At 68.3% G+C, this 22595-nt stretch carries 21 protein-coding genes and 1 pseudogene; 14 read left to right on the forward strand and 8 right to left on the reverse strand.

Features of this window, described 5'->3' with window-relative positions:
• The first annotated feature begins 359 nt into the window (after nt 1-359).
• Together ACFVUT_RS37055 and ACFVUT_RS37060 are read left to right on the forward strand one after the other, a co-directional pair.
• Entirely contained in the window at nt 360-890 is a 531-nt protein-coding gene (locus tag ACFVUT_RS37055) for a GNAT family N-acetyltransferase (RefSeq protein ID WP_389660929.1), read from the forward strand.
• Nucleotides 891-978: 88 nt separating this feature from the next.
• A pseudogene (locus ACFVUT_RS37060) lies at nt 979-1166 on the forward strand (hypothetical protein); the annotation flags it as partial.
• Between the two features lie 7 nt (nt 1167-1173).
• Here the strand turns inward: ACFVUT_RS37060 and ACFVUT_RS37065 are convergent.
• Together ACFVUT_RS37065 and ACFVUT_RS37070 are read right to left on the reverse strand one after the other, a co-directional pair.
• Nucleotides 1174-2097 carry a YDG/SRA domain-containing protein gene (locus tag ACFVUT_RS37065; protein ID WP_389660927.1) on the reverse strand — a complete coding sequence of 308 codons (924 nt, stop codon included), beginning with the start codon at nt 2095-2097 and terminating at the stop codon, nt 1174-1176.
• A 128-nt stretch (nt 2098-2225) separates the two neighbouring features.
• The gene (locus ACFVUT_RS37070; RefSeq protein ID WP_389660925.1) at nt 2226-2903 is read right to left on the reverse strand and encodes an ATP-binding protein; all 678 of its coding nucleotides are present in this window, start codon (nt 2901-2903) and stop codon (nt 2226-2228) included.
• Between the two features lie 185 nt (nt 2904-3088).
• On the opposite strand from ACFVUT_RS37070, the gene ACFVUT_RS37075 reads away from it, so the two are divergent.
• Genes ACFVUT_RS37075 through ACFVUT_RS37095 form a run of 5 tightly spaced genes read left to right on the forward strand, consistent with a single transcriptional unit; the run spans nt 3089 to nt 5939 of the window.
• A complete protein-coding gene (locus tag ACFVUT_RS37075; RefSeq protein WP_389660923.1) occupies nt 3089-3934 on the forward strand; it encodes a helix-turn-helix domain-containing protein in 846 nt (281 codons plus the stop codon).
• Complete coding sequence (locus tag ACFVUT_RS37080) at nt 3934-4137, forward strand: DUF397 domain-containing protein (protein ID WP_389660921.1); 204 nt, start codon at nt 3934-3936, stop codon at nt 4135-4137. The genes ACFVUT_RS37075 and ACFVUT_RS37080 overlap by 1 nt, the downstream gene beginning before the upstream one ends.
• Nucleotides 4138-4153: 16 nt before the next feature.
• Nucleotides 4154-4633, forward strand: coding sequence for a hypothetical protein (locus ACFVUT_RS37085; RefSeq protein WP_389660919.1), 480 nt, complete (start codon nt 4154-4156; stop codon nt 4631-4633).
• The gene (locus ACFVUT_RS37090) at nt 4630-5715 is read left to right on the forward strand and encodes a hypothetical protein (RefSeq protein ID WP_389660917.1); all 1086 of its coding nucleotides are present in this window, start codon (nt 4630-4632) and stop codon (nt 5713-5715) included. Before ACFVUT_RS37085 ends, ACFVUT_RS37090 begins: the two co-directional genes overlap by 4 nt.
• Nucleotides 5712-5939 (forward strand): DUF397 domain-containing protein, encoded by a 228-nt coding sequence (locus ACFVUT_RS37095; protein WP_389660915.1) that lies wholly within the window; start codon nt 5712-5714, stop codon nt 5937-5939. Before ACFVUT_RS37090 ends, ACFVUT_RS37095 begins: the two co-directional genes overlap by 4 nt.
• A 67-nt stretch (nt 5940-6006) precedes the next feature.
• Here the strand turns inward: ACFVUT_RS37095 and ACFVUT_RS37100 are convergent, their stop codons facing one another.
• Complete coding sequence (locus tag ACFVUT_RS37100; protein WP_389660913.1) at nt 6007-7746, reverse strand: ABC transporter ATP-binding protein; 1740 nt, start codon at nt 7744-7746, stop codon at nt 6007-6009.
• An 84-nt stretch (nt 7747-7830) separates the two neighbouring features.
• The gene (locus tag ACFVUT_RS37105) at nt 7831-7971 is read right to left on the reverse strand and encodes a hypothetical protein (protein ID WP_389660911.1); all 141 of its coding nucleotides are present in this window, start codon (nt 7969-7971) and stop codon (nt 7831-7833) included.
• Between the two features lie 1009 nt (nt 7972-8980).
• Between ACFVUT_RS37105 and ACFVUT_RS37110 the strand changes: the two genes are divergently transcribed.
• From ACFVUT_RS37110 to ACFVUT_RS37125, 4 genes are all read left to right on the forward strand, one after another.
• Complete coding sequence (locus ACFVUT_RS37110; RefSeq protein WP_389660909.1) at nt 8981-10660, forward strand: cellulase family glycosylhydrolase; 1680 nt, start codon at nt 8981-8983, stop codon at nt 10658-10660.
• A 414-nt stretch (nt 10661-11074) separates the two neighbouring features.
• A complete protein-coding gene (locus ACFVUT_RS37115) occupies nt 11075-13003 on the forward strand; it encodes a protein kinase (RefSeq protein ID WP_389660907.1) in 1929 nt (642 codons plus the stop codon).
• A 270-nt stretch (nt 13004-13273) separates the two neighbouring features.
• Nucleotides 13274-13840, forward strand: a complete 567-nt coding sequence (locus ACFVUT_RS37120) for a DinB family protein (RefSeq protein WP_389660906.1) — start codon at nt 13274-13276, stop codon at nt 13838-13840.
• Between the two features lie 267 nt (nt 13841-14107).
• The gene (locus ACFVUT_RS37125; protein WP_389660904.1) at nt 14108-14980 is read left to right on the forward strand and encodes a hypothetical protein; all 873 of its coding nucleotides are present in this window, start codon (nt 14108-14110) and stop codon (nt 14978-14980) included.
• A 368-nt stretch (nt 14981-15348) separates the two neighbouring features.
• On the opposite strand, the gene cpt is transcribed toward ACFVUT_RS37125, so the two are convergent.
• Complete coding sequence (gene cpt / locus ACFVUT_RS37130) at nt 15349-15882, reverse strand: chloramphenicol phosphotransferase CPT (protein ID WP_389660902.1); 534 nt, start codon at nt 15880-15882, stop codon at nt 15349-15351.
• A gap of 369 nt (nt 15883-16251) precedes the next feature.
• Here cpt and ACFVUT_RS37135 point away from each other — a divergent pair, with 369 nt between their 5' ends.
• Nucleotides 16252-18213, forward strand: a complete 1962-nt coding sequence (locus ACFVUT_RS37135; protein WP_389660900.1) for a YncE family protein — start codon at nt 16252-16254, stop codon at nt 18211-18213.
• A 419-nt stretch (nt 18214-18632) separates the two neighbouring features.
• Nucleotides 18633-18980 (forward strand): hypothetical protein, encoded by a 348-nt coding sequence (locus ACFVUT_RS37140; RefSeq protein WP_389660898.1) that lies wholly within the window; start codon nt 18633-18635, stop codon nt 18978-18980.
• Between the two features lie 156 nt (nt 18981-19136).
• On the opposite strand, the gene ACFVUT_RS37145 is transcribed toward ACFVUT_RS37140, so the two are convergent.
• From ACFVUT_RS37145 to ACFVUT_RS37155, 3 genes are all read right to left on the reverse strand, one after another.
• Nucleotides 19137-19703 carry a hypothetical protein gene (locus tag ACFVUT_RS37145; RefSeq protein WP_389660896.1) on the reverse strand — a complete coding sequence of 189 codons (567 nt, stop codon included), beginning with the start codon at nt 19701-19703 and terminating at the stop codon, nt 19137-19139.
• A 61-nt stretch (nt 19704-19764) separates the two neighbouring features.
• Nucleotides 19765-20361, reverse strand: a complete 597-nt coding sequence (locus ACFVUT_RS37150) for a TetR family transcriptional regulator (RefSeq protein WP_389660894.1) — start codon at nt 20359-20361, stop codon at nt 19765-19767.
• Nucleotides 20358-21860 (reverse strand): MFS transporter, encoded by a 1503-nt coding sequence (locus ACFVUT_RS37155; RefSeq protein ID WP_389660892.1) that lies wholly within the window; start codon nt 21858-21860, stop codon nt 20358-20360. The genes ACFVUT_RS37150 and ACFVUT_RS37155 overlap by 4 nt, the downstream gene beginning before the upstream one ends.
• 351 nt (nt 21861-22211) lie before the next feature.
• Between ACFVUT_RS37155 and ACFVUT_RS37160 the strand changes: the two genes are divergently transcribed.
• A complete protein-coding gene (locus tag ACFVUT_RS37160; RefSeq protein WP_389660931.1) occupies nt 22212-22514 on the forward strand; it encodes a hypothetical protein in 303 nt (100 codons plus the stop codon).
• The last annotated feature ends 81 nt before the right edge of the window (nt 22515-22595 follow it).

A 22595-nucleotide genomic window follows, 5' to 3' on the forward strand; every position in this document is an offset into this window, starting at 1 on the left:
CGAGCCCGCCCGCCACGTCATCACGACGAGGTGTGTCTCCACGGCCGGGCGCGGAGGCAGCGTCCTTCTCCGGAACCGCCTTCATCCGCCCTCCCCGTCGCCGCTACCGCTGCCCGGCTGCCTCAGCCCGCGTACCGAATACGGACGATACGAAGCGCGGCCGGGACGGAGGAAGGGAAGAAGTCCCCGAAGGGGGCAGGCTGCCTCTACGGTCACTCACCTTGCGCGAAAGGGCACCGAGAGACGTCCACGTCCTGCGCGTCCGCCCCCTCCGACGTGTCACCGAAGCCTCGGCGCACACCCTCGCCCCAACTGCGTTCCCCGCTCCCTGCACGCCGGAAATCCGTATGGTTTCCGCCATGCCCGAACTCCAGCGCCTCCGCCCCGATCACGCCCCGGCCCTCCTCGCGTTCGAACAGGAGAACCGCGCGTTCTTCGCGGCCTCGGTGCCGGACCGGGGCGACGACTACTTCGCCCACTTCGCCGCCCGCCACGAGGCCCTGCTCGCCGAGCAGGCGGCCGGCATCTGCCACTTCCACCTCCTGGTGGCCAAGGACGGCGAAGTGCTGGGCCGCTTCAACCTGGTCGACGCGGAGAACGGCACGGCCGAACTGGGCTTCCGCCTGGCCAAGAAGGCCACCGGCCGCGGCCTCGCCACGGCCGCGGTGCACCAGCTGTTCACGCTGTGCTCAACGACGTACGCCCTGACCACCCTCCACGCGGCGGCCACCCTCACCAACACCGCCTCCCGCGCGGTCCTGACCCGGACAGGCTTCATCCCCACGGGCAAGGAGGTACTGCTGTCAGGGGAGCGGGGGGTGGGGTACATACGGGAGCTGCCCCGCCCAAACAACACCAACTCCGGCCCCGCCGGCGGGCGGGGGCTCTGATCTTGACCCTGTGATCGGGATTTGTCAGTCTCCCCCGATACAACTGAGAACACAGGTATCGCAATGAGGGGGACTCGACTATGCCCACGGCTCGCCTGCGCTGCTCTTCGTACGTCGCTACAACGAGACAGACATTGAGGGCCCACAGCCATGGATGGTCCCGAACCCCGCTGAGTACATCGAACACAAGGGCAGCAAGCCCATGGGGGCACCTGGACACTCCAGCATGAGATGCCAGCGGACGTGTTGACGTACTCAGCGATCGCTGCGAGCTAGCTCTTTCTTAAAGATCTTGAGAACGGTCTGCCCAACGAGTGCGGTGTTGACGCACGCACGCCGGGTCGATGTGGTGCTCAGGTTTCACGTAAAGATCACCAAGCACCTCACGACTGAGAGCATCCACAACCTTGAAGTCGTCGGTGATGAGGCGTGCTCCATTATCGAAAAGCACGTGGCAATTCGGACAGAGGCAAATGATATTGCTTCTAATGTCACGACCTCCGTGCGGTCTACCGAGAGCATGTATATGCGCACTCTCGCTATACCGTGCACCATTGACGTCTACCACTACGGGGATGCGACACATCTGACAGGTGTTGCCGTAGAGAGACTTTATGGCGCGCGCCTCTGTCGTATTACGCACGCGCCGTTGCGTATTCACGTACCTCGCAGCTGCCTGCTGCAGCGGCGTCCCCACGTCGCCCCCGACGACCTCGGCCGGATCACTCGCTTCCCAACGCTCACCGGCCACCGCCTTCGCCAAACGAAACTGCCACATGAGGTGCCCACGATCGGTTTGCACACTCCAGTAGCCCTCGACGAGGTACAGGCCGCGGTATATGTAGCCCTCAGTGGCCTTGCCTCTCCTAATTCCCAGACCACGCACATACCGGATGGGCAGCCCCTCCCGATAGTTGATCAACATCCCTTCGTTGACCCCGGTCAGCTCCTGGTCCGCCGTGAGGTGCCCGTTCTCGTCAGGGGCCCCACCTTGCGCCGTGTAGACAATGACGTCGCCCAGATCCTCATCGCCGACATAGCCACCACTGGCAACGATGGAGTCGACACCCTCGTGCGCGGTTCCGGAGATACCCCGACCCCGAAATCTGTGCACATCAGCGGCATAAAGGGCATCGTGCGTACGGAACCACTGCCCCTCGACTACGTCGGGGGGCGGACCAAAGCGAATGGGCTTCGAGGGCGACATGCGAACATGTTGCCGATTACCGGTCGCCGATCAACACTTCCGACCGATCATGGCTCATTCTCGCCGAAAAGTGTCCCAAATGGACCATTTTGGCACGATCGGAAATTCCGACGCCAGGGCACCAAGAGCTACGAAACTTCGACTTCAATCTCGGCTTCGAAATGGAGTTGCGCTCGATCGAGCGCCTCATCGATGTCGAAACCATGCCCCCGCAGCCAGTGGAGAAGGTCGGCAATCAGGTCGGTCGCTGCTTCGGCGGCCTCCGTGACGCTCAATGGTTCATGGCGCGCAGACCTCCCACGGCCCCCGAGCCCGCACAGACCGAGGAGCGCTTCAGCCTTCGCCACCGGCGCGCCGTCCACGTGGTCGTCGGCGGCCTGTAGACCAGTGGCAAGCTCGCACCAAGTGATCTTGGAGCCGCCGCGCAGAATGACTCCCCATCGGGCGGCGACTCCATCCACCAAAGCCATGCCGCGACCCCCCTCCGCCAAGCCGGACGCCTTGACGAGCGTCGGTAGCGCCTGCCCGTCGGGGTCGCTCACCTCGATACGAAGATGCCCGCCGTTCATGCTCACCGCTAGGCACGTCGGCGTCCCGACCCCCACGTGCTTAATGACGTTGCCGACGAGCTCAGTCACACAGATCTGAGCCGAGTGAACCACCGGATGGAGACCCCAGAGCTCAAGGTGGAGTCGCATCACTCGACGTAACCCGGCAAGCTCCTCCACCTCCGCCAGGAAGGGAAGTTCCCACCTCTTCCTCGCGACGCCAAAGCGACAGCCGCCCATGTCGATCACCTCACCCACACTTCGACGGTCACCGAGTGCGTCCGCCCACCTCCATAAAGTGACAGTGAAACTCTCAATATGGAACTCTCACAGGAACCTATCGGGAGCACGCAGCCCAAGCGCACGCCCCCGTCGTGCGCCACCTTGCCTACGAGACTCGACACCGTGCACCCTCTCGAAGACCGACGTGAAGGACCGAAGACATGCCAGTTGGACCCACTACCCGCAGGCGGCAACTCGGCGCCGACCTACGCCGCCTCCGCGACGCCAAAGGCCTCACTTTGGAGGAGGCAGGAGCTCGGGTCGGTATCTCCAAAGCCACGTTAAGTCGTTACGAGACGAAGGAGGGGACGGTCAAGTGGCCTGCCGTAGACGCTCTTTGCCGCGAGTACGGCGCATCTGACCAGGAGCGAGAGTCACTGGTCGAGCTGGCCAAGGGCGCACGAATCCAGGGCTGGTGGCGCTCACTCGCCGATCCGATCCCGGAGTCCATGAATCTCATGCTCACCCTCGAAGACGAGGTGGTGAGCGAGGACCACTACGCCTGCATGTACGTTCCGGGACTGCTGCAAACACGGGGATACGCCGAGGCAGTTCACCGCGCCTCAGAGATGCGATGCACCGACCAGGAGATCAATCACATGGTCGACATCAGAATGAAGCGCCAGGAACTTCTCGCTCGCGATGAGCCTCCACACCTATGGGCAGTGATCGATGAGGCTGTCATCCGACGGATGGTCGGAGGGCGATCCGTCATGCGCGAGCAACTGCATCACCTGGCCGCCATCTCGACCCAGCCACACGTCACTGTTCAAATTCTTCCGTTCGCGTCCGGTGCGCACGCCGCGGCTGTGGGCAGCTTCGTCATCTTGGGTGGGTCAACACCCGAACTGGATGTGGTCTACGTGGACATCATCGGCGGTGGTTTGTTCATGGAGAAGCCGCAGGAACTCGAACGCTATAAGTTGGCGTTCGCGTACCTGCGGGCGCAGGCACTGGACCTCCAGTCGTCCGCCGCGCTCCTGATCCGAGTTTGCGAGGAGCTGTGATGAGTCACGAAGACGCCCAGTGGTTCAAGTCGTCATACAGCGGTGGCAGCGGCACGGAGTGCGTCGAGGTCGCGGCTCTGGGCATATCTGTCGGAGTAAGAGACTCAAAGCAGCCTGTGGGGCCGCACATAGTCGTCTGTGGGACAGCATGGAAGGATTTCGTAGCAGTGTTCCGGCCCTCGCACTACAGCTACAGATCGTGATCACTCACTGGCGGTGGTGACCTGGCCTCGATCCAACGAGGGCGGCTTCAGCCCAGCCGGAGCGGACCGGCAGTTGATGGTGGCCACCCACCGGGTGGACCCGGTCGGCTTCGATGACGGCATCCGGCTGACCGCTCACTACTTCCAGGAGGACATCCCCAAGAAGTACGAAGTACGCCTGGTCGTCGTGGACGGCAACCTGTTCGCGGGAACCATCATCGGCACGTCCGAGAAGGCGCGCATCGACTGGCGTACCGACTACGAGAGCCTGGAGTACGGCACAACCACCGTTCCCGACAAGGTCGCAACGTCCGTTCGGCGCTTCATGGCCTCGTACGGAATCGTGTTCGGGTCCTTCGACTTCGCCGTTACTCCCGACGACGAGTGGGTGTTCTTCGAGAACAATCCGGCCGGCACGTGGTCATGGGTCGAGAACCGCACCGGCCTGCCCATCGCTGCCGCGCACGCCGACTACCTGCAAGGGGCCATGACATGACCGAGCCGAACGACGCCGCGTCGGCCGTACTGCGCGCGGAGTTCGCGGCCGGCCTCGGCGAGGGGTGCCAGAGCGAGTGGCTGGCAGCATTCGCCGACGTACCGCGAGAGCATTACGTCCCGCGCTTCTACCAGCAGGACCGCCAGGGCCAGTGGCACAAGGTCTCTGCAGGCGATCCGGGCTACCTGGAGGCCGTGTACTCGGATACCGCGCTGACAACTCAGCTCGATGAGCACAGCGTCCCCACGTCGTCGTCGAGCGAGCCCAGGCTGATGCTGACCATGCTCGACGCCCTCGACGCCAGGCCGGGTCACCGGCTCTACGAGCTCGGGCTCGGCACCGGGTACAACGCCGCCCTGGCTTCCTCGTTCCTGGGGAGCGACAACGTCGTCAGCGTGGACGTTGATCCGGACCTCGTCCACCTCGCACGCGGTCGCCTGACCAGGGGGCAGTACCACCCCCTCGTGTTCGCCGGGGACGGCGCGCAGGGGTATCCGGACCGGGCACCGTACGACCGCATCATCGCGACGGCCGCCCTGCGCTGCTTCCCTCCTGCGCTGCTGAGCCAGGCCCGTGAGGGAGCGGTCATCGTGGCCCCGATCGGGTTCGGTGTTGCGAGGGTTGTCGTCTCGGGTGATGGTGAGGCAGCGGGGTGGTTCCTGCCTGTGCCTGCGTTCTTCATGCCACGTCGTACGCGCACGACGGGCCCCGACTTCGCGAGCCTGGAGACGCAGCCGGGCCGGTCCACCACGGTCCCTGCGGCGGACGTGGTCGACAGGCTGAAGTTCCCGCTGTCACTCGCACTTCCCGGGTACCGCTCATGTTCCTGGCGGGACCAGGGCGGTGAGGTGACAGGTGTGGGGCTGTGGGCTGAGGACGGGTCCACAGCTACCGTTCACTCCTCAGGGAAGGCGCGGCAGACCGGCCCCCAGCGGCTCTGGGACACGGTGGAGGAACTGGCCTCCGTGTTCCCCGATGGCACCCCGGCCAGAGAGGACTTCGGTCTCACCGTGACGCCGGAGGGGCAGCGGGCCTGGTACCGGGAGCCGGACGGCCCCTCCTGGCCGCTCCCCACCGAGTGACGACGAACTCCCCGGCTCCGCCTCATTTCCGCAGCCAACCACGACTGCACTGGATCAAGTCGTCATACGGCGGGGATAGCGGTACCGAGTGCGTCGGAATCGCGGACCCACACCCGGCGGTCGGCGTACAGGACTCCAAGCGGCGCGGCGGACCCACGTGGTCACGGGCGTCCGTGCCCGTTCCGCATCAACCCCGCCCTATTTGGTCAGCTGTCAGGTCCTGACAGCGATTGCACCGCTGCCGCGGGGATGTGACGCCTTCCGCCGAGGTGTCACATTCCCACGCGCTTTCTATGCACTGCGCAGCCGGGCGTACACCCCGTCCCGCACGAGCAGTTCACCGTGTGTGCCGCACTCCACGAGCCGGCCGCCGTCCACGACGAGAATGCGGTCCGCGTCTGGCGCCAGCGCCAGATCGTGCGTGATCAGGATGGTCGTACGTCCTGCCATCAGCCGGCGCAGCGGCTGCATCACGCGTCGTGCCGCGAACACGTCGAGACCGGCCGTGGGCTCGTCGAGGACGAGGACGGGGGCGCCGCGCAGCATGACGCGGGCGATGGTGATGCGTTGCAGCTGGCCGCCGGAGAGGGCACTGGTGCCCGGCGCGATCCGGGTGTCGTAGCCGTCGGGCAGGGCGGCGATGAAGTCGTGGGCGGCTGCGTCCACGGCGGCCTGCCGGATCTCGCGCTCGTCGGCGTCGGGCCGGCCGCAGGCGATGTTCTCGCGGACGGTGCCATGCAGGATCAGCGTCTCCTGCGGCAGCAGGGCGACGTTCTCACGCAGGAACTCCAGGGGCATGTCGGTCAGCGGCACGCCGTCGAGGCGTACGGTCCCCTCCGAGGGGTCGTAGAAGCGCAGCACCAGCTTGGAGAGCGTGGACTTGCCCGCCCCACTGGGGCCCGTGACCAGGACGAGTTCGCCGGGCTCGGCGGTCAGCGACACATCGCTCAGCGATTCCGTTGAGGCGTCGGGGTAGCGGAAGGAGACGCCATCGAGGCAGATGCGTCCGTGCACGGGCCGTCGAGGGAAGGGCGAAGCGGGATCGGTCACGGCGGGCTCCGCGTCCAGGATCTCCTGGACGCGTTCCGCGCCGGCCGTCGCGGCGGTGAGGGTGAGGCCGAGCTGGCCGAGGTTGCGGATCGGCGGATAGAGGTAGCCGATGAAGGCCGCGAAGGCGAGGAGCTCGCCCAGCGTCATACGGCCTGCGGAGATCTCCCAGGCGCCGAACCCAATGACGGCCAGCACGCACAGCGTCTCGACGACCTCGACGAACTGCTCGTAGAGCTCGCTCGCGCGGGCCCCGCGCACCGAGGCGCGCATCCAGGTGCGGGCCTCACGGTCGAGCCGGCGTTCCTCGTCGCGACGCCGATTGCAGGACTGGGTCAGGACGATGTTGCCGAGGGACTCCTCGACGACCGAGGTGATGGCGCCGTCGGCTGTGCGCTCGTCGCGGGCCGCGGACCTGATCCGCCCGGAGAAGCGGCGAGCGGCGACAAGGAAGAGGGGAGCGAGCAGGAAGGTGACGAGAGCGAGGTCCCAGCGCAGCCAGAGGGCCGCGGCCGCGTAGAAGACGGTGGAGAACAGCGCCGACACGGTACCGACCACGCCGGAGACCATCATCTGCTCGATGGCCTCGACATCGCCCGTGAGCCGCTCCACGAGATCTCCCCGGCGGTACTTCTGAAAGAAGTGCGGCGGCAGGCCCTGCACATGCCGGAACACACCGGCACGCAGCCGCAGGACGAATCTCTCGGCAGTCCATACGGCGAGCGAATTTCCTGCATATCCGACGGCGGCACCGAGCACGGCGACACCAACCCACTGAGCGGCGGGTTCCCAAAAGGCAGAGAGCGAACCAGCGTTCAGCGCGTGATCGGTGAGGTCCGCGAATATCAGAATCGAAGCCGTCTCGGCGAGCGCGGCAACCACGACGCAGACAACGATGAGGGCCAGCCATCTGCGGTCACCCCGTGTCAGCGGCCAGAAACGCCGGAATGCCTGAAGAGCACCCGCACCCTTACGCTCTCTCAACTTTCCAACTCTCTTTCCGCGGGCCTGGAAACGGCCGAGGCGGGCCCCCTGTGCATCGCCGGGAGCCCGCCTCGATGGCCGTGTTCAGCAGCCGTTGCCGGTCTTGTTGCCGACCGGACGGAGGTGGGCCTTGGGCTTCGCCTTGGCCACGGGCTTGCGGGCGGCGGCCCACTTGCTGCCGGGCGTGGGAGTCTTCTTGACGGGGGCGATCTTGTGGAAGCTCATGAGGTTGTCCCTTTCTCCGTGATGCTTTTCCTTTGCCGTAAGCCCTGTTCGGCTACGACATGGAAAACACTACGTGAACTCCGGACCAGTGAAGACCACATCCGATGAGACCCCCATTAATTGCCACTGAGTTCGTTTCTCATCCGCTTCCAGGAACCAATAGAATTTCACACAGACTTTATCCACGATTACGTGGCGGCCCACGTCTTTCTTTTCTCACACAGAACTTACCTGCATCTGGCACCAGTAAGGGCTGTCCCATAATCCGTGGCGGATCAGCGCGCGGCGTCAGATACGGTGCGTCGCAAGGCGGAGGGGCGTCCGCATACTGGATGTATGCGGACGTTCCGACAGTGCGGCGAGGTGCCGTAGCTTTCGTCGCGCGCCCGCCAGGGATTACGGGACAGCCCTTGAGCGGGGCGGCCGTCGGAACCCGCCAGGACCGCGCCGGCCGCCCGCTGCGGCCTTCAGTTCCCCATGCGCCTCTCAAGTGCCTCACTCGACGACCGCGATCCGGTCGGCCGCGTTGTCATACGTGAACAGTTGAAGCGTCTTTGCGCTCAGACCGCCCAGCCCCACGTCACTGTCCAAGGCCCAGCCCCACGTCACCGTCCAAGGCCCAGCCCCACGTCACCGTCCAAGTGCTTCCGGGCGTTCGCGTGCCTGCGTGTGCAGGCGTTGGATATCGATCGGCGGCATGTGGACGTCGCCCCACTGCGCGAGGTACCGCGCCCAACGCCGCACGGCGGTCCGCCCGGGATGACGGGACGGCCCTGAGTGGTTCAGCTTCATGACTGGATGCCCCGGTGACGTTCGCCAACTGCGCTTCCGGCCCCAGGCCTGATCGGCCGTGCCACCGGCCCCTTGCGCCCGCACCCCGGCCCGCCCCGCGCAATGTCTTGACGTGTTCCTGACTAGATGGCTTGATGGGGGCACCGACATGGGAGCGCTCCCATGTCACACCTTCCGAAGCTCACGTTTCTTGTTTCGCTTACCTCCTGGAGCCGCAGTGAGAACAGCAAGAAGCACCGCGCGCACAAGCCCAGTCACCCTCCTACTGACCGTACTGACCACCCTTCTCGGGCTTCTGGCCCTCGGCGCCCTCGGCCCGGCCACCGCCCAGGCCAAGGAGCAGGCGCAGCCCGCGGCGGCAGCCGCCACCGGGCTCCACATCAGCAACGGCCGCCTGCTCGAAGGCAACGGCAACGACTTCGTCATGCGTGGGGTCAACCACGCCCACACCTGGTACCCGGGCGAGACCCAGTCGTTGGCCGACATCAAGGCGACAGGCGCCAACAGCGTCCGCGTCGTTCTCTCCGACGGCTACCGCTGGAGCAAGAACAGCCCGGACGACGTGGCCGCCGTCATCGCCCAGTGCAAGGCGAACCGGCTCATCTGTGTCCTGGAGGTGCACGACACCACCGGCTACGGAGAGGATTCCGCGGCCGGCACGCTCGACCACGCCGCCGACTACTGGATCAGCCTGAAGGACGTCCTCGCCGGTGAGGAGGACTACGTCCTCATCAACATCGGCAACGAGCCGTGGGGCAACACCGACCCCGCCGGCTGGACCGCGCCCACGATCGCCGCGATCCAGAAGCTCCGCAACGCCGGGTTCCAGCACACGATCATGGTGGACGCGCCCAACTGGGGTCAGGACTGGCAGGGCGTCATGCGTGACAACGCCCAGACGGTCTACGACGCCGACTCCACCGGCAACCTGATCTTCTCGATCCACATGTACAGCGTCTACAACACCGCGGAGAAGGTCACCGACTACCTGAACGCCTTCGTGGACGCCGGACTTCCCCTGCTCATCGGTGAGTTCGGCGGTCCCGCGGACCAGTGGGGCGATCCGGACGAGGACACCATGATGGCCACCGCCGAGCAGCTGAAGCTCGGCTACCTGGCCTGGTCCTGGAGTGGCAACACCGACCCGATCCTCGATCTGACCATCGGCTTCGACCCCACCCAGCTCAGTTCCTGGGGTGAGCGCATCTTCCACGGCGCCAACGGCATCGCCCAGACCTCCCGCGAGGCCACCGTCTTCGGTGGCGCCACGGCGGACACCGAGGCCCCGACCGCCCCCGGCGCACCCGTCGCCTCCGCGGTGACCAGCACCTCGGCCACGCTCAGCTGGGCCGCCTCCACCGACAACGTTGCCGTCACCGGCTACGACGTCGTCCGCGTCAGCGGCAACACCGAGACGACGGTCGCCGCCTCCGCCACGAACAGCGTCGCCGTCACCGGCCTCACCGCCGACACGGCGTACACCTTCGCCGTCTACGCGCGCGACGCGGCCGGGAACCGGTCGGCCCGCTCGGCGACGGTGAGCGTGACCACGGACGAGGGGGGCACCACGCCCGGCGTGGGCTGCTCCGTGGGCTACCGCGTCGTCGGCGAATGGTCGGGCGGCTTCCAGGGCGAGATCACCATTCGCAACACAGGCACAACGGCCATCGACGGCTGGACCCTGGGCTTCGCCTTCGCCAACGGCCAGACCGTCACCAACATGTGGGGCGGCACCCCCACCCAGACCGGTGGTTCGGTGAGCGTCGTCCCGGCCTCGTACACCACCACGATCGCGCCCAACGGCTCGGTCACCGTCGGCTTCACCGGCAGCCAGACCGGCACGAACGCCGCACCGAACGCGTTCACCCTCAGCGGTGCGAGTTGCGTCGCTGCCTGACGCGGCTGCTCGGATCGACCGGCAGCGGCCCGCGCCCGCTGTCATCCGCGCCTCCCGGCAGGGATACATCTCCCTGCCGGGAGGCGCGGCCACATCACAGCCACGCCGGGGTGGGGCCGCGCGGGGTCAGAGCCAAGGTGGGGGCCGCGCGGGGTCAGAGCCAAGGTGAGGGCCGCGCGGGGTCAGCACCAAGGAACCGCCGCGCAGGTTCAGAACCAAGGCGGCCTGAGCCGGGCCCTGTTGGCAACACCTCCCGCTCGGAGCCGCGTCGGACGGGACGGGGGTCGCGTCGTGAGACGAGGCCCTGTCACGGATCTCCTACGGTCTCCTCCGGCCTCCGGCAGCCGCGGGCGACGCACTCCGTCCTTGGATAGGGTGCCGTTCGACATCAGCGCTCTTCGGGGGAGTCGTGAAGTGACGAACGGTCAGCAGTCGCAACGGGGCGGTGCCCCACAGGTCTTTCAGCCGCTCGCGGCGGACGACCCGACCACCATCGCCGGGTACCGGCTCGCCGCCAAACTCGGCGCGGGCGGCATGGGCAAGGTCTATCTGTCGTACACGCCCGGTGGGCGGCCCGTGGCCATCAAGGTGATCCGGCCGGAGTTCGCGGAGGATCCCGAGTTCCGTCGCCGGTTCGCGCAGGAGGTGCAGTCCGCGCAGCGCGTACAGGGGCTGTTCACCGCGCCCGTCATCGACGCCGACACCAAGAGCTCGCAGCCCTGGCTGGCCACGGCGTACGTGCCGGGCCCCTCGCTCGCCAGTGCGGTCGTCGCCCATGGGGCGTTACCTCCCGAGGCGGTGCTGCTGCTGATCGCCGGCATGGCCGAGGCGTTGCACGTCATCCACGGCGCGGGCATCGTGCACCGCGATCTGAAACCGTCCAATGTGCTGCTCGCCGCCGACGGGCCCCGCGTCATCGACTTCGGTATCGCCTACGCCGCCGACGCGACCTCGCTCACCGGCAGCGGCGTCACCATCGGCACCCCTTCTTTCATGGCACCTGAGCAGGCCGCGGGGCGCAGGGTGACTCCGGCCACCGACATCTTCGCGCTCGGCCAGGTCGCCGCATACGCGGCCACCGGAACCCCGGCCTTCGGCGAGGGAACCTCGCACGGCGTGCTCTACCGGATCGTTCATGAGGAGCCCGACCTCACGGCGGTCCCCGAGAAGCTGGTCGAGCTGGTCACGCGTTGCCTCGCCAAGGATCCTGAGGCCAGGCCGTCGCTCGCCGAGATCATCACACTGTGCCAGGCCGCGAACGCGGAGACGGTGCTGCGCCGCCCCGAGGACTGGCTGCCGGTCGCGGTCGCCGCCGACATCACCGTGCGCGCGGCGGCCCCCGCCCCGGTCCAGACCCCGCCGCCGCCGACGTCCGCCCCGTCCGCGGCTTACTCGCCCACCGCACCGGCCGCGCCGGCCACTCCGCCCCCGGGATACGGCCCGGCCGTGTCGCACCAGCCCACGCAGCCCGCACCACACACTCAGCCCACGCAGTCGGCTCAGCACGCACAGCCCGCACCACACACTCAGCCCACGCAGTCGGCTCAGCACGCACAGCCCGCACCACATGCTCAGCCCACGCAGCCCGCTCAGCCCCACCCGCCGTACGCACAGCCCCAAGGCCCGTACCGCGCACCGGCTCAGGCGCAGACCCACGCTCACTCCGCCGCCCCGTTCCCGGCGCACGCGCAGATGCTCCCCGGCCAGCACACGCCGCAGGCGCCCCGGCCCACGAAGCGTGCGGGCAACCGGGTCGTTGTCATCGCTCTCGCCGCCGCCCTGATCTTCGGGATCGCCGGTGGTGGCACGGCATACGTACTGCTCAAGGACGACGACAAGCAGACGCAGAGCAGCAACACGCCAAGTACCGACGACACTTCGCGCACCCCGGAGAAGAGCAACGGGAGCACGGAGAGCGACCCGAAGCCGAGCACCGCTTCCGATCCGAAGCCCGTCGACTACCGCGGCATCAACATCACCGCCGGCTACCACCTGACTCTCGGGGACGACAACGTCCGGCCGCAGGAGGGCGAGGACGGCGGGTACGAACTTTCCTACGACACCGGCGGATACCTCGACGCGGAAGCCGACAACGGAAATCTGGTGCTGCTCGATCCGGGGCAAGAGGGTTCACTCGCCGCCTGCCGCGCAGACACCCGGTTCACGAAGCACATCTACGTGAGCAAGCTCTCGAAGGGGCGGCAGGTCTGCGTCACCACGGGGTCGGGTCACGTGGGCCTCGTCACGGTCCAGGGCTTCTCGGCGGAGGACTCGCCCAGTACGTACATGACGCTGGACCTGACTGTCTGGCGCAACGCGGCGGGTTCCGGCTCGGACAGCTGAACTTCCGGAAGACGGGCCCTCGAAGGCGGCCCCCTCGGCAGGTGGCATCCGGCAGGCGGCGTCCGGCAGGCGGCCTGGGGCTCCGCGCCGTATCCGCTTTCCGCCTGCCGTCTGCCGTCTGCCGTCTGCCGTCTGCCGTCTGCCACCATGCGACTGGCGTCTTCCTCGACCCTGGCCCCGCGCGTGACCACCTGTCTCCGGGAACCTCGCCGCCTGCGCGGACCCGCGGCCTAGTGTGACTCCCACCAGCGGATCAGGAGGGCAATACCCATGGGGACGACGGCCACCGACACATCGCAGCCCGGGGAGCGCGAGGATCTGCTCGCGCTCGCAGCTGATCAGCGCACGAACTTCCTCTATACCGTCGCGGGCATCAGCGACAAGCAGGCCGGTACCACCACCACCGTCAGCGAGTTGACGCTCGGCGGTCTGGTCAAACATCTCGGCGACGTCCAACGGACATGGCTCGCGGTCGTCGACGGTACGGCGCCGAGCCAGGTGGGGTGGGCCGATCTCGACCCGGACGGCAACCGGATGACCGAGGGCGAGACCCTGACCGGGCTGCTCGATGCCTTCCACGCCGCGGCTGCGGAGTTCGACCGCAGGGTCCGGCAGGAGCCCGACCTCGGCCGTCTCGTGACGCTTCCCTCGTACCCGTGGTCTCCGCCGGAGCCGATCACATGGACCGTCCGTCATGTGCTGTTGCATGTCTTCCGGGAGATCGCACACCACAGTGGGCACGCGGACATCATCCGTGAGGCATTGGACGGTGCCAGTACCACCACGCGCATGGCTGAAGCCGCCTCGCGTGGCGGCGTCGCGGGAAGCGACGGCTGACCGAGGCCGGAGGCAGGTGAACCTGGGGCGCGGGACGGACCGGAGGGGTGCGGGAGTGGGGCGGCCACAATCACACGCATACGTCCGAATGAGTGTCGCTGAGGCCGTCTACGGGACGCGTGCGGGTAGTTTCAGGAGACTGACAGCCAGTACTGAAGGTGGCTCCCGGCCGTACGTGCCGAAGGTCGATTTCCGGCCACAACACAACGCCCCTTACGCTGCAACACATCGGTCACCCATGGTCGGCCGGGAGAGAAGGGCGACAACATGACCTCCGAGACCAACACGCTCGGCACCATCGAAGCGACAACTGCCTTGCTGCAGGCGGAACTTCCGCGACTGGAAGAGCACCAGAAGGCTCTGGAAGGAGAACTCGCCACTGTCACCGAGCGCCTGGAGTCGGTGCGGACCGCCCTGACGGCCTTGCGTACGCTGTCCGCTGCCCCTGCCGCGAACACGGCGAAGGCGGACGCAGACGAGGTCGAGGCGAACGAAGCCACGGCCGAGAGCGTCAAGGCCGAGGCCGTCGACGCGGAGAACGTCAAGGCTGAGGCGGAGAGCGCTGCTCCCAGGATTCCGCAGCAGGCGCAGGAGTCCATCGCCGACGCCGTCCAGGCAGAGGCCCCGCAGGAGCAGGCACCCGCCGCCCCCGCGCGTCGCACCGCCCGGACGACGACCGCGCCCAAGGGCCGCAAGCAGGCTTCCGCCAAGCCCAAGAGTGACCGCGGTCCGGCCAAGAAGGCCGCCGCCAAGTCCCCCAAGGCCACGAAGCCCGCCGCGCCCACGAAGGCCGCCGCACCCGCCAAGGCCACGAAGCCCGCCGCGCCCGCCAAGGCCGCAGCGCCCGCCAAGGCCACGAAGCCGACCGCTTCCGCCAAGGCCAAGGCGCCGAAGAAGGCAGCGCCTGCCGCGCCCGCCGAGCCGGCCGTCGACGACAGCGGCAGCCTGACCGAGATGGCCGTAAAGGTGCTGGCCACGTTCGGCGACACCCCGGTCCGTGCCCGCGAGGTCACGAAGGCTCTGGGTCGTGAGCTGACCCCCAACAGCATCAACACCGTGCGCAGCACCCTCGACCGGCTCGTCGCCACCTCCCGGGCCCACCGCGCCGGCCGGGGCCTCTACCAGGCACCCGCCAACTGACGCCTGCTGCGAAGAACCTGCTCAATCGCCGCCCCCGTCACGGCCCGCAGGCCGTTACGACTCCCCTGTGGAGCCGTAACGGAGGTCGTCACGGGGGCGAAGGCACGCAAGGGCTTGGACGAAGACATGCAGGGGGCGCGGCGAAGGCGGAACCACGCTGGAGCGAGGCACGCCCCGAACCGGGTCGGCGCGGTAATGCGCGGTGGGTTCTCGGCGCGCTCGGTACGTTGCTGCCATGCCTTCGTCACTTCGCCTCGAAAAGGTCACGCCCGACAACGTCGAGGCCGCCTGCCTCCTGACAGGGGCTGCCACGGCGACCGCCACCGCAACCACGGCTGCGACCACGGCTGCAACCACAACCCAACGCATCACGTGACGCGGTCGGCAATGATGCGCGCGCACTCCATGGACTCGCTCCGCGTCGTGTCGACCTCCAGGTCGTAGAGCACGCCCTGGTGGACCACGTCCGCCTGTGCCGCCGCCATGCCCGCGACCCGGTCGCCGCGCGCGATCTCGCGGGCCTCGGCGACCGCGCTCTCGCATCGGACCCCGACCCACAACACCTCCACACCACCGAGTGCCTTCCGCCATCGCTGCTGGGAGTCCGCTGCACCGAGGAAGACCTCGTCGACGACGACCCTGGCTCCCGCACGGGCCATCGTGGCAACCCCCTCGATCCACGCCGTCTCCAACGTACGGAATGCGGGGCCGACAACCACCTCGCCATCGGGAGCGAACTCGATACCCGTGTCCGATGTGCGCATGGACGCGGGCATCGCCTCGATCAGTGTGTCCACCCCGAAGGCCAGCCACGGATCCGGCAGGACCGCCTGCAAGCACCGGGCGATCCCGGACTTTCCTGAACTGGAGCCGCCGTTGAGCACGATCACCTGAGTCGTCACCGCGCCACTTTAGGACGCCGTCTGCTGACCGCCGCAAGGCGCCGAACCGTTCACAGCCGACCTTCACAGCCGACGTTCACAGCCCACTCGGTGGGCGCTCGCTCGGTGCCGGGTACGAGGGGGGTGCCGCCCCCGTTCGTAGCGGCAGCACCCGCCCACGGCTGCTGCCGACGGCCACGGCTGCCGCGTCCGCGCACGGCCACCGCGGTCGGCCGGACACCGACGGCGGGGCGCCTGATCAAGTTGTCAGTGGCATGACCTATTCTTCGCTCAATCGCCACGGATGCGGCACAGGTCATACACATCAACTGTCGCCTGTTCCCCGCACTCCGTCGGCCTCACACTCGTTCCGGGGGGTTCGAAATCACCGTGCGTATGCGCACTCTCCCGGCCGCCACCGCACTGGCGGTCCTCTTCAGCTCGGCGGTGCTCACCGCGGCACCGGCCTCGGCCGACATCACCAGGCCGCTCGCGGTCTCGGAAGCGGACGACACGATCGTCGACGGCGTCCACCAACGGCTGTACTTCAGCGACCGGTACAACAACCAGATCGTCGTCACCGACTCCACCGGTCAGGTCGTCACCGCGCTCACCGGCCTGCCCCAGGTCCGCGACCTCGAACTGAGTCCGGACTCCAGCACGCTGTACGCCGCGCTCTACGGCGCCGACAAGATCGTCGCCTTCGACACGGCGACGCTCACCCAGACCGCCGAGTACCCGACCGGCGACAAGACCATCCCCTCCCGGCTCGCCCTGGCCGACGGCAAGCTGTGGTTCGGATACGGCAACCAGTGGGAATCCGGGCTCGGCGCGGTCGACCTGACCGCCGAGACACCGACGGTGACGCTCGATCTGGCGGCCGGCCACCAGTGGGCCAGTCCGCCCAGGCTCTACGCCGACCCCGACAACCCGGGAACACTGCTCGCCCTCGACGAGGCCATCAGCTCTGCCCCGATCGTCGTGTACGACATCTCCTCCGGCACTCCGGTCATCCGCGTCTCCGCCGAGAAGGGCGGCTTCTACAAGGACGCGGCCCTCACCCCGGACGGCCAGTCGGTCGTCGTCGCAGGGCCCGGGAACAAGGCGCTCACCGAGTACCGGCTGTCCGATCTGGAGCAGGTGCGCACCTACCCGGTCCGTTCCGAACCGGAGATGGTCAGCATCGCTCCGGACGGCACGGTCGCGGCGACCGTCTTCGACATCGACAACATCGGCGACACGTACGTCTTCACCGGCGGCGCCGACCAGCCCGCCAGCATCCGCAACCTGTCGGACACCTGGATGCCCCGGTTCGGGCACTCCCTGAACTGGTCGGCCGACGGCACGAAGCTGTTCGTGCTCACCGAACACAGCGACTCGACCCGGTTCCACGCGATCGACGCGCCCCGCACCTACGTCACCACGCTCAAGGCCGACGCCCCGACGTCCGCCACCCGCGCCAAGCCCCTCACCGTCAAGGGCTCGCTCACCTCCGGACTCGCCCTGCCCGCCGGAACCCCTCTGACCGTCACCCGCACCGACATGGAGTCGCCGAGCGGCAAGTCGCTCGGCACCAAGTCCCTCGGCGCGGGCGGCACGTTCTCCTTCACGGACACCCCGCCGGCCGGCGGCAAGGTCACGTACAAGGTGGCGTACGCCGGTGACGCCGCGCACACCCCGGCATCCGCCTCGGACAGCGTCAACGTCTCCCGCGCCACCCCCGCACTGACCCTGAACCACAACAAGGCGACGTACTCCTACGGCACCGACGTCTCGTTCACCGCGCACCTCGGCACGACGTACAAGAACCGGACCGTCGAGCTGTGGGTGGACCCGTTCGGTGCCGACAAGCCGAAGAAGCTGGTGAAGACCGGCAAGGTGAACTCCAAGGGCAATCTGTCGGCCACGGTCGACATGACCCGTGACACCACGGTCACCGCCGTGTTCAAGGGCGACGCCCGCTACAACCCGAAGACGGTCACGTCCACGGCGTACGCCAGGGTGAAGGTCTCGACGGCGCTGTCCAAGTACTACAAGACCGGCAGGATCGGCTCGACGACGTACCGCTACTACCACAAGAACACCAACGTCATCTCCACGACGACGATGAGCTACTACAAGGGCCGCAAGCAGCGGCTCGAACTCCAGGTGTACTACGCGGGCAAGTGGCGCAGCGGGGCCACCGAGTACTTCAAGCTCGGCACCAACGGCACATCGGTCGTCAACCTGGGCCACGCCGGCCAGTCCGGCATCCGCGCGCGGGTCCGCTCCTCGTACATCAACAGCAGTTCCGGGGACACCGTGAACTCGACGACGCACGGCGCCTGGAAGTACTTCGTCTTCACCAAATGACGTGCGACCGAGGCCCTGCGGGGCTGTGACGTCAGTGGCGCGTTCCCCACGACCGGCGGGGAACGCGCCCGGTCATGGACGCCCCCGGTCATGGACTCCCCCGGCCCGGCCTCGGACCAACCCGCCCGCGCAGGTGATCCACGACTCCGGACGCCGTGCGGAAGTCGTGCGTTCACAGGAGACCGATTCACCGACCGATTCACCGACCGCTGCGACCGCTGTACCGATTCACATGAGCGGTCAACCCGGCGGGCACGGTACATGACCCACTTGGCGTCAGCAGAACCGATTCAGCGGCTCCCGTCCGGGTGATGAACCCGCGGATCCGACCGTCATCGCAGGTCAGCGACACAGACTTGTGCCGGTTTTGATCTTTGAGCGCACAAGCCCGCTCAAGCCCCGCACAAGGAGTGCCCTTCATGCGTCTTCGCTCGACCCTGGCCGCCGCTCTCGGCTCGCTCGCGCTCATCGTGGCCGTGCCGTCCTCGGCCCATGCGGCCTCCGGCGACTTCAGCTACACCTACAGCGGTCTCGACGGAGCCCCGCAGATCGGCATCCTGTTCGACCCGCAGAGCAGGGTGTGCATCACGCTCCCGGAGGTCGCCGACCCCGGTTCGTCGAACCCGGCCCACACTCCGTGGAACCACACCGACGCCACCGCCACGGTCTTCACCGGGGCCCACTGCGAGGGCGACTACTTCACCCTCCGGCCGTTCGGCGGCCACGCCTCCAGTCGGCTGAAGCTCCGTTCCGTCGTCTTCAGCTGATCCCGTCCACCCCGCGTGACCCGACCACCCCGGTACGAGCGACACCGCGCCCGTGCCGGGGTGGCGTCGTCGGCTTGGCCCCGCGTGGACAGCAACTGCCGGCCGTAGCCCCCGTGGACAGCAACTGCCGGCCGTAGCCCCCGTGGACGGCAACTGTCAGCGGTAGTCCTCCGGGTGGCCGTGCATCCAGGTGTTGACGCGGTCGCGGGTACCGATCAGTTCGGAGCGGTGCTTCTCCAGGTTCTCCGCGGAGGTGTCGTCCTTCATCGTCCCCCGCAGGGTGCCGATCCAGGCCAGCGGTTCCTTGAAGTGGGCGGGGCCCTGGGCGTCCGCCCTCATCGACGTGTCCAGGCGCGTCAGTTCGTCGTTGATCCGGCCCAGGACGTAGACGCAGTTCGCTGTTCCCGGGGTGCAGGAGTCGTTCAGCGTGGCCTGGAGGCCCGCGAAGGCGTCGCGTACGGCCTCCGGCCTGTTCCGGGCGGCTTCGGCCGCTGCCGCCGCCTCGGCGTCCGCGCTCGCCTCGTCCGAAGCGTTCTTCGCGGCGGCGGCGTCCTCGGCCGCCTCGGCCGCTGCCGCCGCGTTCACGGACGGCGCCACATACGGGACGTCGTCACCCGGCCCTTGCGAGGTCGCGGAGCTGGAACACCCCGCCAGGAACGTCGCGAGAACCGCTGCCGCGGCCCCGGTCGTCGCAGCGCCACGCGTGCGGGCACGGAATGACATGAGGCCCCCCTCGTCCGGATGGGCCCAGACCCTACCTCCTCGACCGTCGGCGCAGGCCCCCTCACCCCGTGATCAGGCTCTGCAACGCGGGCGCGTACAGGTCCGCGAGGTGTTCGGGGGTGGCCTCCGCGCCCGCGCCCTCGCGGTGGAGGCTGAGGGTGGCGCCGAGTCCGAGGAGCTGGCCGGCGATCAGTTCGGCGCGCAGGGCGCGTTCGCGTCCGGTGAGGCGGTCGGTCAGGGAGCCGGTGACCTGTTCGTGGAAACGGTCGCGCAGCAGGGATCGTTCGTCGCGGTTGCCGAGCGAGAACACGACCCGCAGCAGGGGGTCGGACTGGAGTTCCCGGCGGCGGCGCACCAGTGTCACCACCATGTGGCGGCCGAGCGCGTCGAGCGGGGCATCGAAGAGTTCGGCGGCTTCGGGGCCGAAGTCGGCGACGGTGTTGAAGAGTTCTTCCTTGCGGCCGAAGTGCTTGACGACCAGGGACGGGCTGACTCCGGCGTCGGCCGCGATCCCCCTGATGGTCACCTCGGCGTACGGGCGCCGGGTGAACGCCCGGCGGGCGGCGCGGAGGATGGCGTCGCGGCCCGTGCCCGGGTCGGCGGCGGCGGTGGCCGGATCCGGGGCAGGGGCCGACGCGGTGGCCTGGCGGCTGGTCATGTGCTCTCCTGGATCGGCGTCGTCCGCACACCGTCCTTCCGGTCGTCCGGGACGGTGCGGCTCTCTTCGACCGTACCCACCACAGGCGTCCGGCTGCCCGGCAGGCACAGCGTGACCAGCAGCGCCGCGAGCGCCGCGCCCGCCGCGATCAGGAAGACGACCTGGTAGGCGTGGAGGGTCGGGGCGGTCCGGCCCCCCACCAGGAACGTGAGGTTGGCGAGGACCGCGGCCACCGTCGCGCTGCAGAAGGCCTGCCCGATCGAGCGCATCAGGGTGTTGAGGCCGTTGGCCGCGCCCGTCTCGCCGGCCGGGACGCCCCGCATGACCAGCGCGGGCAGCGCCGAGTACGCGATGGCCGTGCCGGAGGCGACGACGGTCGCACCGGCGATGATCATCCACAGGCTGTGGCTGGTGAAGTACCGCACCCCGTATCCGGCCGCGATCACGCCCGCGGCCAGCGCGAGGCTGACCTTCGGACCGTGCTTCGCGGAGATCCGGGCCGAGACCGGCGAGAGCACCACCATCATCACGCCGCCCGGCAGCAGGCACAGCCCGCTGACGACGAGCGAGGCGCCGAGCCCGTAGCCCGTGGCCTTCGGCTCCTGCACCATCTGCGCGGTGACCAGGGAGTTCGCATAGAAGGCGAAGCCGATCAGCAGGGCTGCGACGTTGGTGAGCAGCACGGCCGGGCGGGCCGAGACCCGCAGATCGACCATGGGGGACACGACACGGAGTTCGTACGCGCCCCAGACCAGCGCCACGACCACGGCGGTCGCCAGCAGGCCGAGGGTACGGGTCGATGTCCAGCCCCAGTCGGCGCCCTGGGTGACCGCGAGCAGCAGACAGACCAGGGCCCCGGACAGACCCAGCGCGCCGACGGCGTCGAAACGGCCGCGGGTGCGGATCGGGGATTCCGGTACGCACCGCAGCACCAGCACGATGTCGATGACGCCGATCACTCCCGAGACCCAGAACATCGTGTGCCAGTCAAAGTTCTCCACGACCAGTGCCGCGACCGGCAGCCCGACCGCCGCGCCGATGCCGAGCGTCGAACTCATCAGCGCCACGGCGGACAGCACCCGCGCGGGCGGGAGCTCGTCGCGCAGGATGCTGATGCCCAGCGGCACGACGGCGAGCGCCGCGCCCTGAAGAGCGCGGCCGGTGATCAGCACTCCGATGTGGGAGCTGACCGCGCACAGGACCGAGCCCACCACCAGCACCACGAGCGAGGCGACGAGCACCCGCCGCTTGCCGTACATGTCACCGACCCGGCCCAGAACGGGTGTGAAGACGGCACCGGTCAGCAGGGTGACGGTGACCAGCCAGCTGGCGGCGGCCGGGGTGGCGCCGGTGAGCGCGGGAATGTGCGGGAGCAGCGGTACGACGATCGTCTGCATGACGGCGACCACCACACCGCAGAAGGCGAGCACACCGACGGCGAACCGGGGGTGCGGAGCCTTGTCCGTGGTGGCGGTCGGGGCGGTTATGTCCGCGGGCATGGCTCTCCGTACGGTTCTCGTCGGCGGGGCGCTTGGTGCAGGGGCTTCGTGCGGCTGGCTTCGTGCGGCTGGCTTCGTGCAGTTGGCTTTGTGCAGTTGGCTTCGTGCGGCTGGCTTCGTGCAGTTGGCTTCGTGCGGGTTTCACGCGGGGCTTCGCGCGAGGGTGCACATCCGTTCACCCCTCAGGGTAAACGCTTGTGCACCCCCTCCGCGACGCGAAGTCCCGACGCCGCGTTAGCCTCGAAGCCCCGGGCTATGGGCCCGGACGACACAGACGTGCCGGACGACACAGACATGCCGGACGACGCGCGCGTGCCGGATGGCACCGACAAGAAGGCGAAGGTGGCTGCGATGGCGAAGGTTCCGGCAGCGGCGGTGGCGGCGAGCGGGCTGGTCGGCGGTTACGCCGTCGCGCGGTGGACCAGGAAGCGACCGCTGGGCGGGGTCGCCCTCGCCGCAGCGGGCAGTGTCGCCGCGTACCAGTGGAACCGGCAGGCCGGGCCGCGTGCGGCCGTCGGGCTGACCACCGCGTACGTCGCCGCGTTCGCCGGTTCGCACCCGCTGGCCAAGAAGGTCGGCGCCTGGCCCGCCGTCTTCGCCATGGCCGGGAGTGTGGCGGCGGCGTCGTGGGCGGTCACGCGGCGGGCCGCCTGAGGCGTACGGACCGCCGGCGGCCGGACACGTCGGACACGGACGGGCCCGGGTGGCGCGGGGAGGGACACTCCCTCCCCGCGC

Origin of the sequence: Streptomyces sp. NPDC058051, from assembly GCF_042885475.1 — a bacterium.
GTDB lineage: Bacteria > Actinomycetota > Actinomycetes > Streptomycetales > Streptomycetaceae > Streptomyces.

What these genes read in the sequence shown, in the direction of transcription:
- ACFVUT_RS37150 (WP_389660894.1), bottom strand. Translation starts at nt 20,361, where the DNA reads ATGACCAGCCGCCAGGCCACCGCGTCGGCCCCTGCCCCGGATCCGGCC.
- ACFVUT_RS37080 (WP_389660921.1), top strand. Translation starts at nt 3,934, where the DNA reads ATGAGTCACGAAGACGCCCAGTGGTTCAAGTCGTCATACAGCGGTGGC.
- ACFVUT_RS37065 (WP_389660927.1), bottom strand. Translation starts at nt 2,097, where the DNA reads ATGTCGCCCTCGAAGCCCATTCGCTTTGGTCCGCCCCCCGACGTAGTC.
- ACFVUT_RS37055 (WP_389660929.1), top strand. Translation starts at nt 360, where the DNA reads ATGCCCGAACTCCAGCGCCTCCGCCCCGATCACGCCCCGGCCCTCCTC.
- ACFVUT_RS37075 (WP_389660923.1), top strand. Translation starts at nt 3,089, where the DNA reads ATGCCAGTTGGACCCACTACCCGCAGGCGGCAACTCGGCGCCGACCTA.
- ACFVUT_RS37145 (WP_389660896.1), bottom strand. Translation starts at nt 19,703, where the DNA reads ATGTCATTCCGTGCCCGCACGCGTGGCGCTGCGACGACCGGGGCCGCG.
- ACFVUT_RS37125 (WP_389660904.1), top strand. Translation starts at nt 14,108, where the DNA reads ATGACCTCCGAGACCAACACGCTCGGCACCATCGAAGCGACAACTGCC.
- ACFVUT_RS37090 (WP_389660917.1), top strand. Translation starts at nt 4,630, where the DNA reads ATGACCGAGCCGAACGACGCCGCGTCGGCCGTACTGCGCGCGGAGTTC.
- ACFVUT_RS37155 (WP_389660892.1), bottom strand. Translation starts at nt 21,860, where the DNA reads ATGCCCGCGGACATAACCGCCCCGACCGCCACCACGGACAAGGCTCCG.
- ACFVUT_RS37140 (WP_389660898.1), top strand. Translation starts at nt 18,633, where the DNA reads ATGCGTCTTCGCTCGACCCTGGCCGCCGCTCTCGGCTCGCTCGCGCTC.
- ACFVUT_RS37160 (WP_389660931.1), top strand. Translation starts at nt 22,212, where the DNA reads ATGGCGAAGGTTCCGGCAGCGGCGGTGGCGGCGAGCGGGCTGGTCGGC.
- ACFVUT_RS37120 (WP_389660906.1), top strand. Translation starts at nt 13,274, where the DNA reads ATGGGGACGACGGCCACCGACACATCGCAGCCCGGGGAGCGCGAGGAT.
- ACFVUT_RS37105 (WP_389660911.1), bottom strand. Translation starts at nt 7,971, where the DNA reads ATGAGCTTCCACAAGATCGCCCCCGTCAAGAAGACTCCCACGCCCGGC.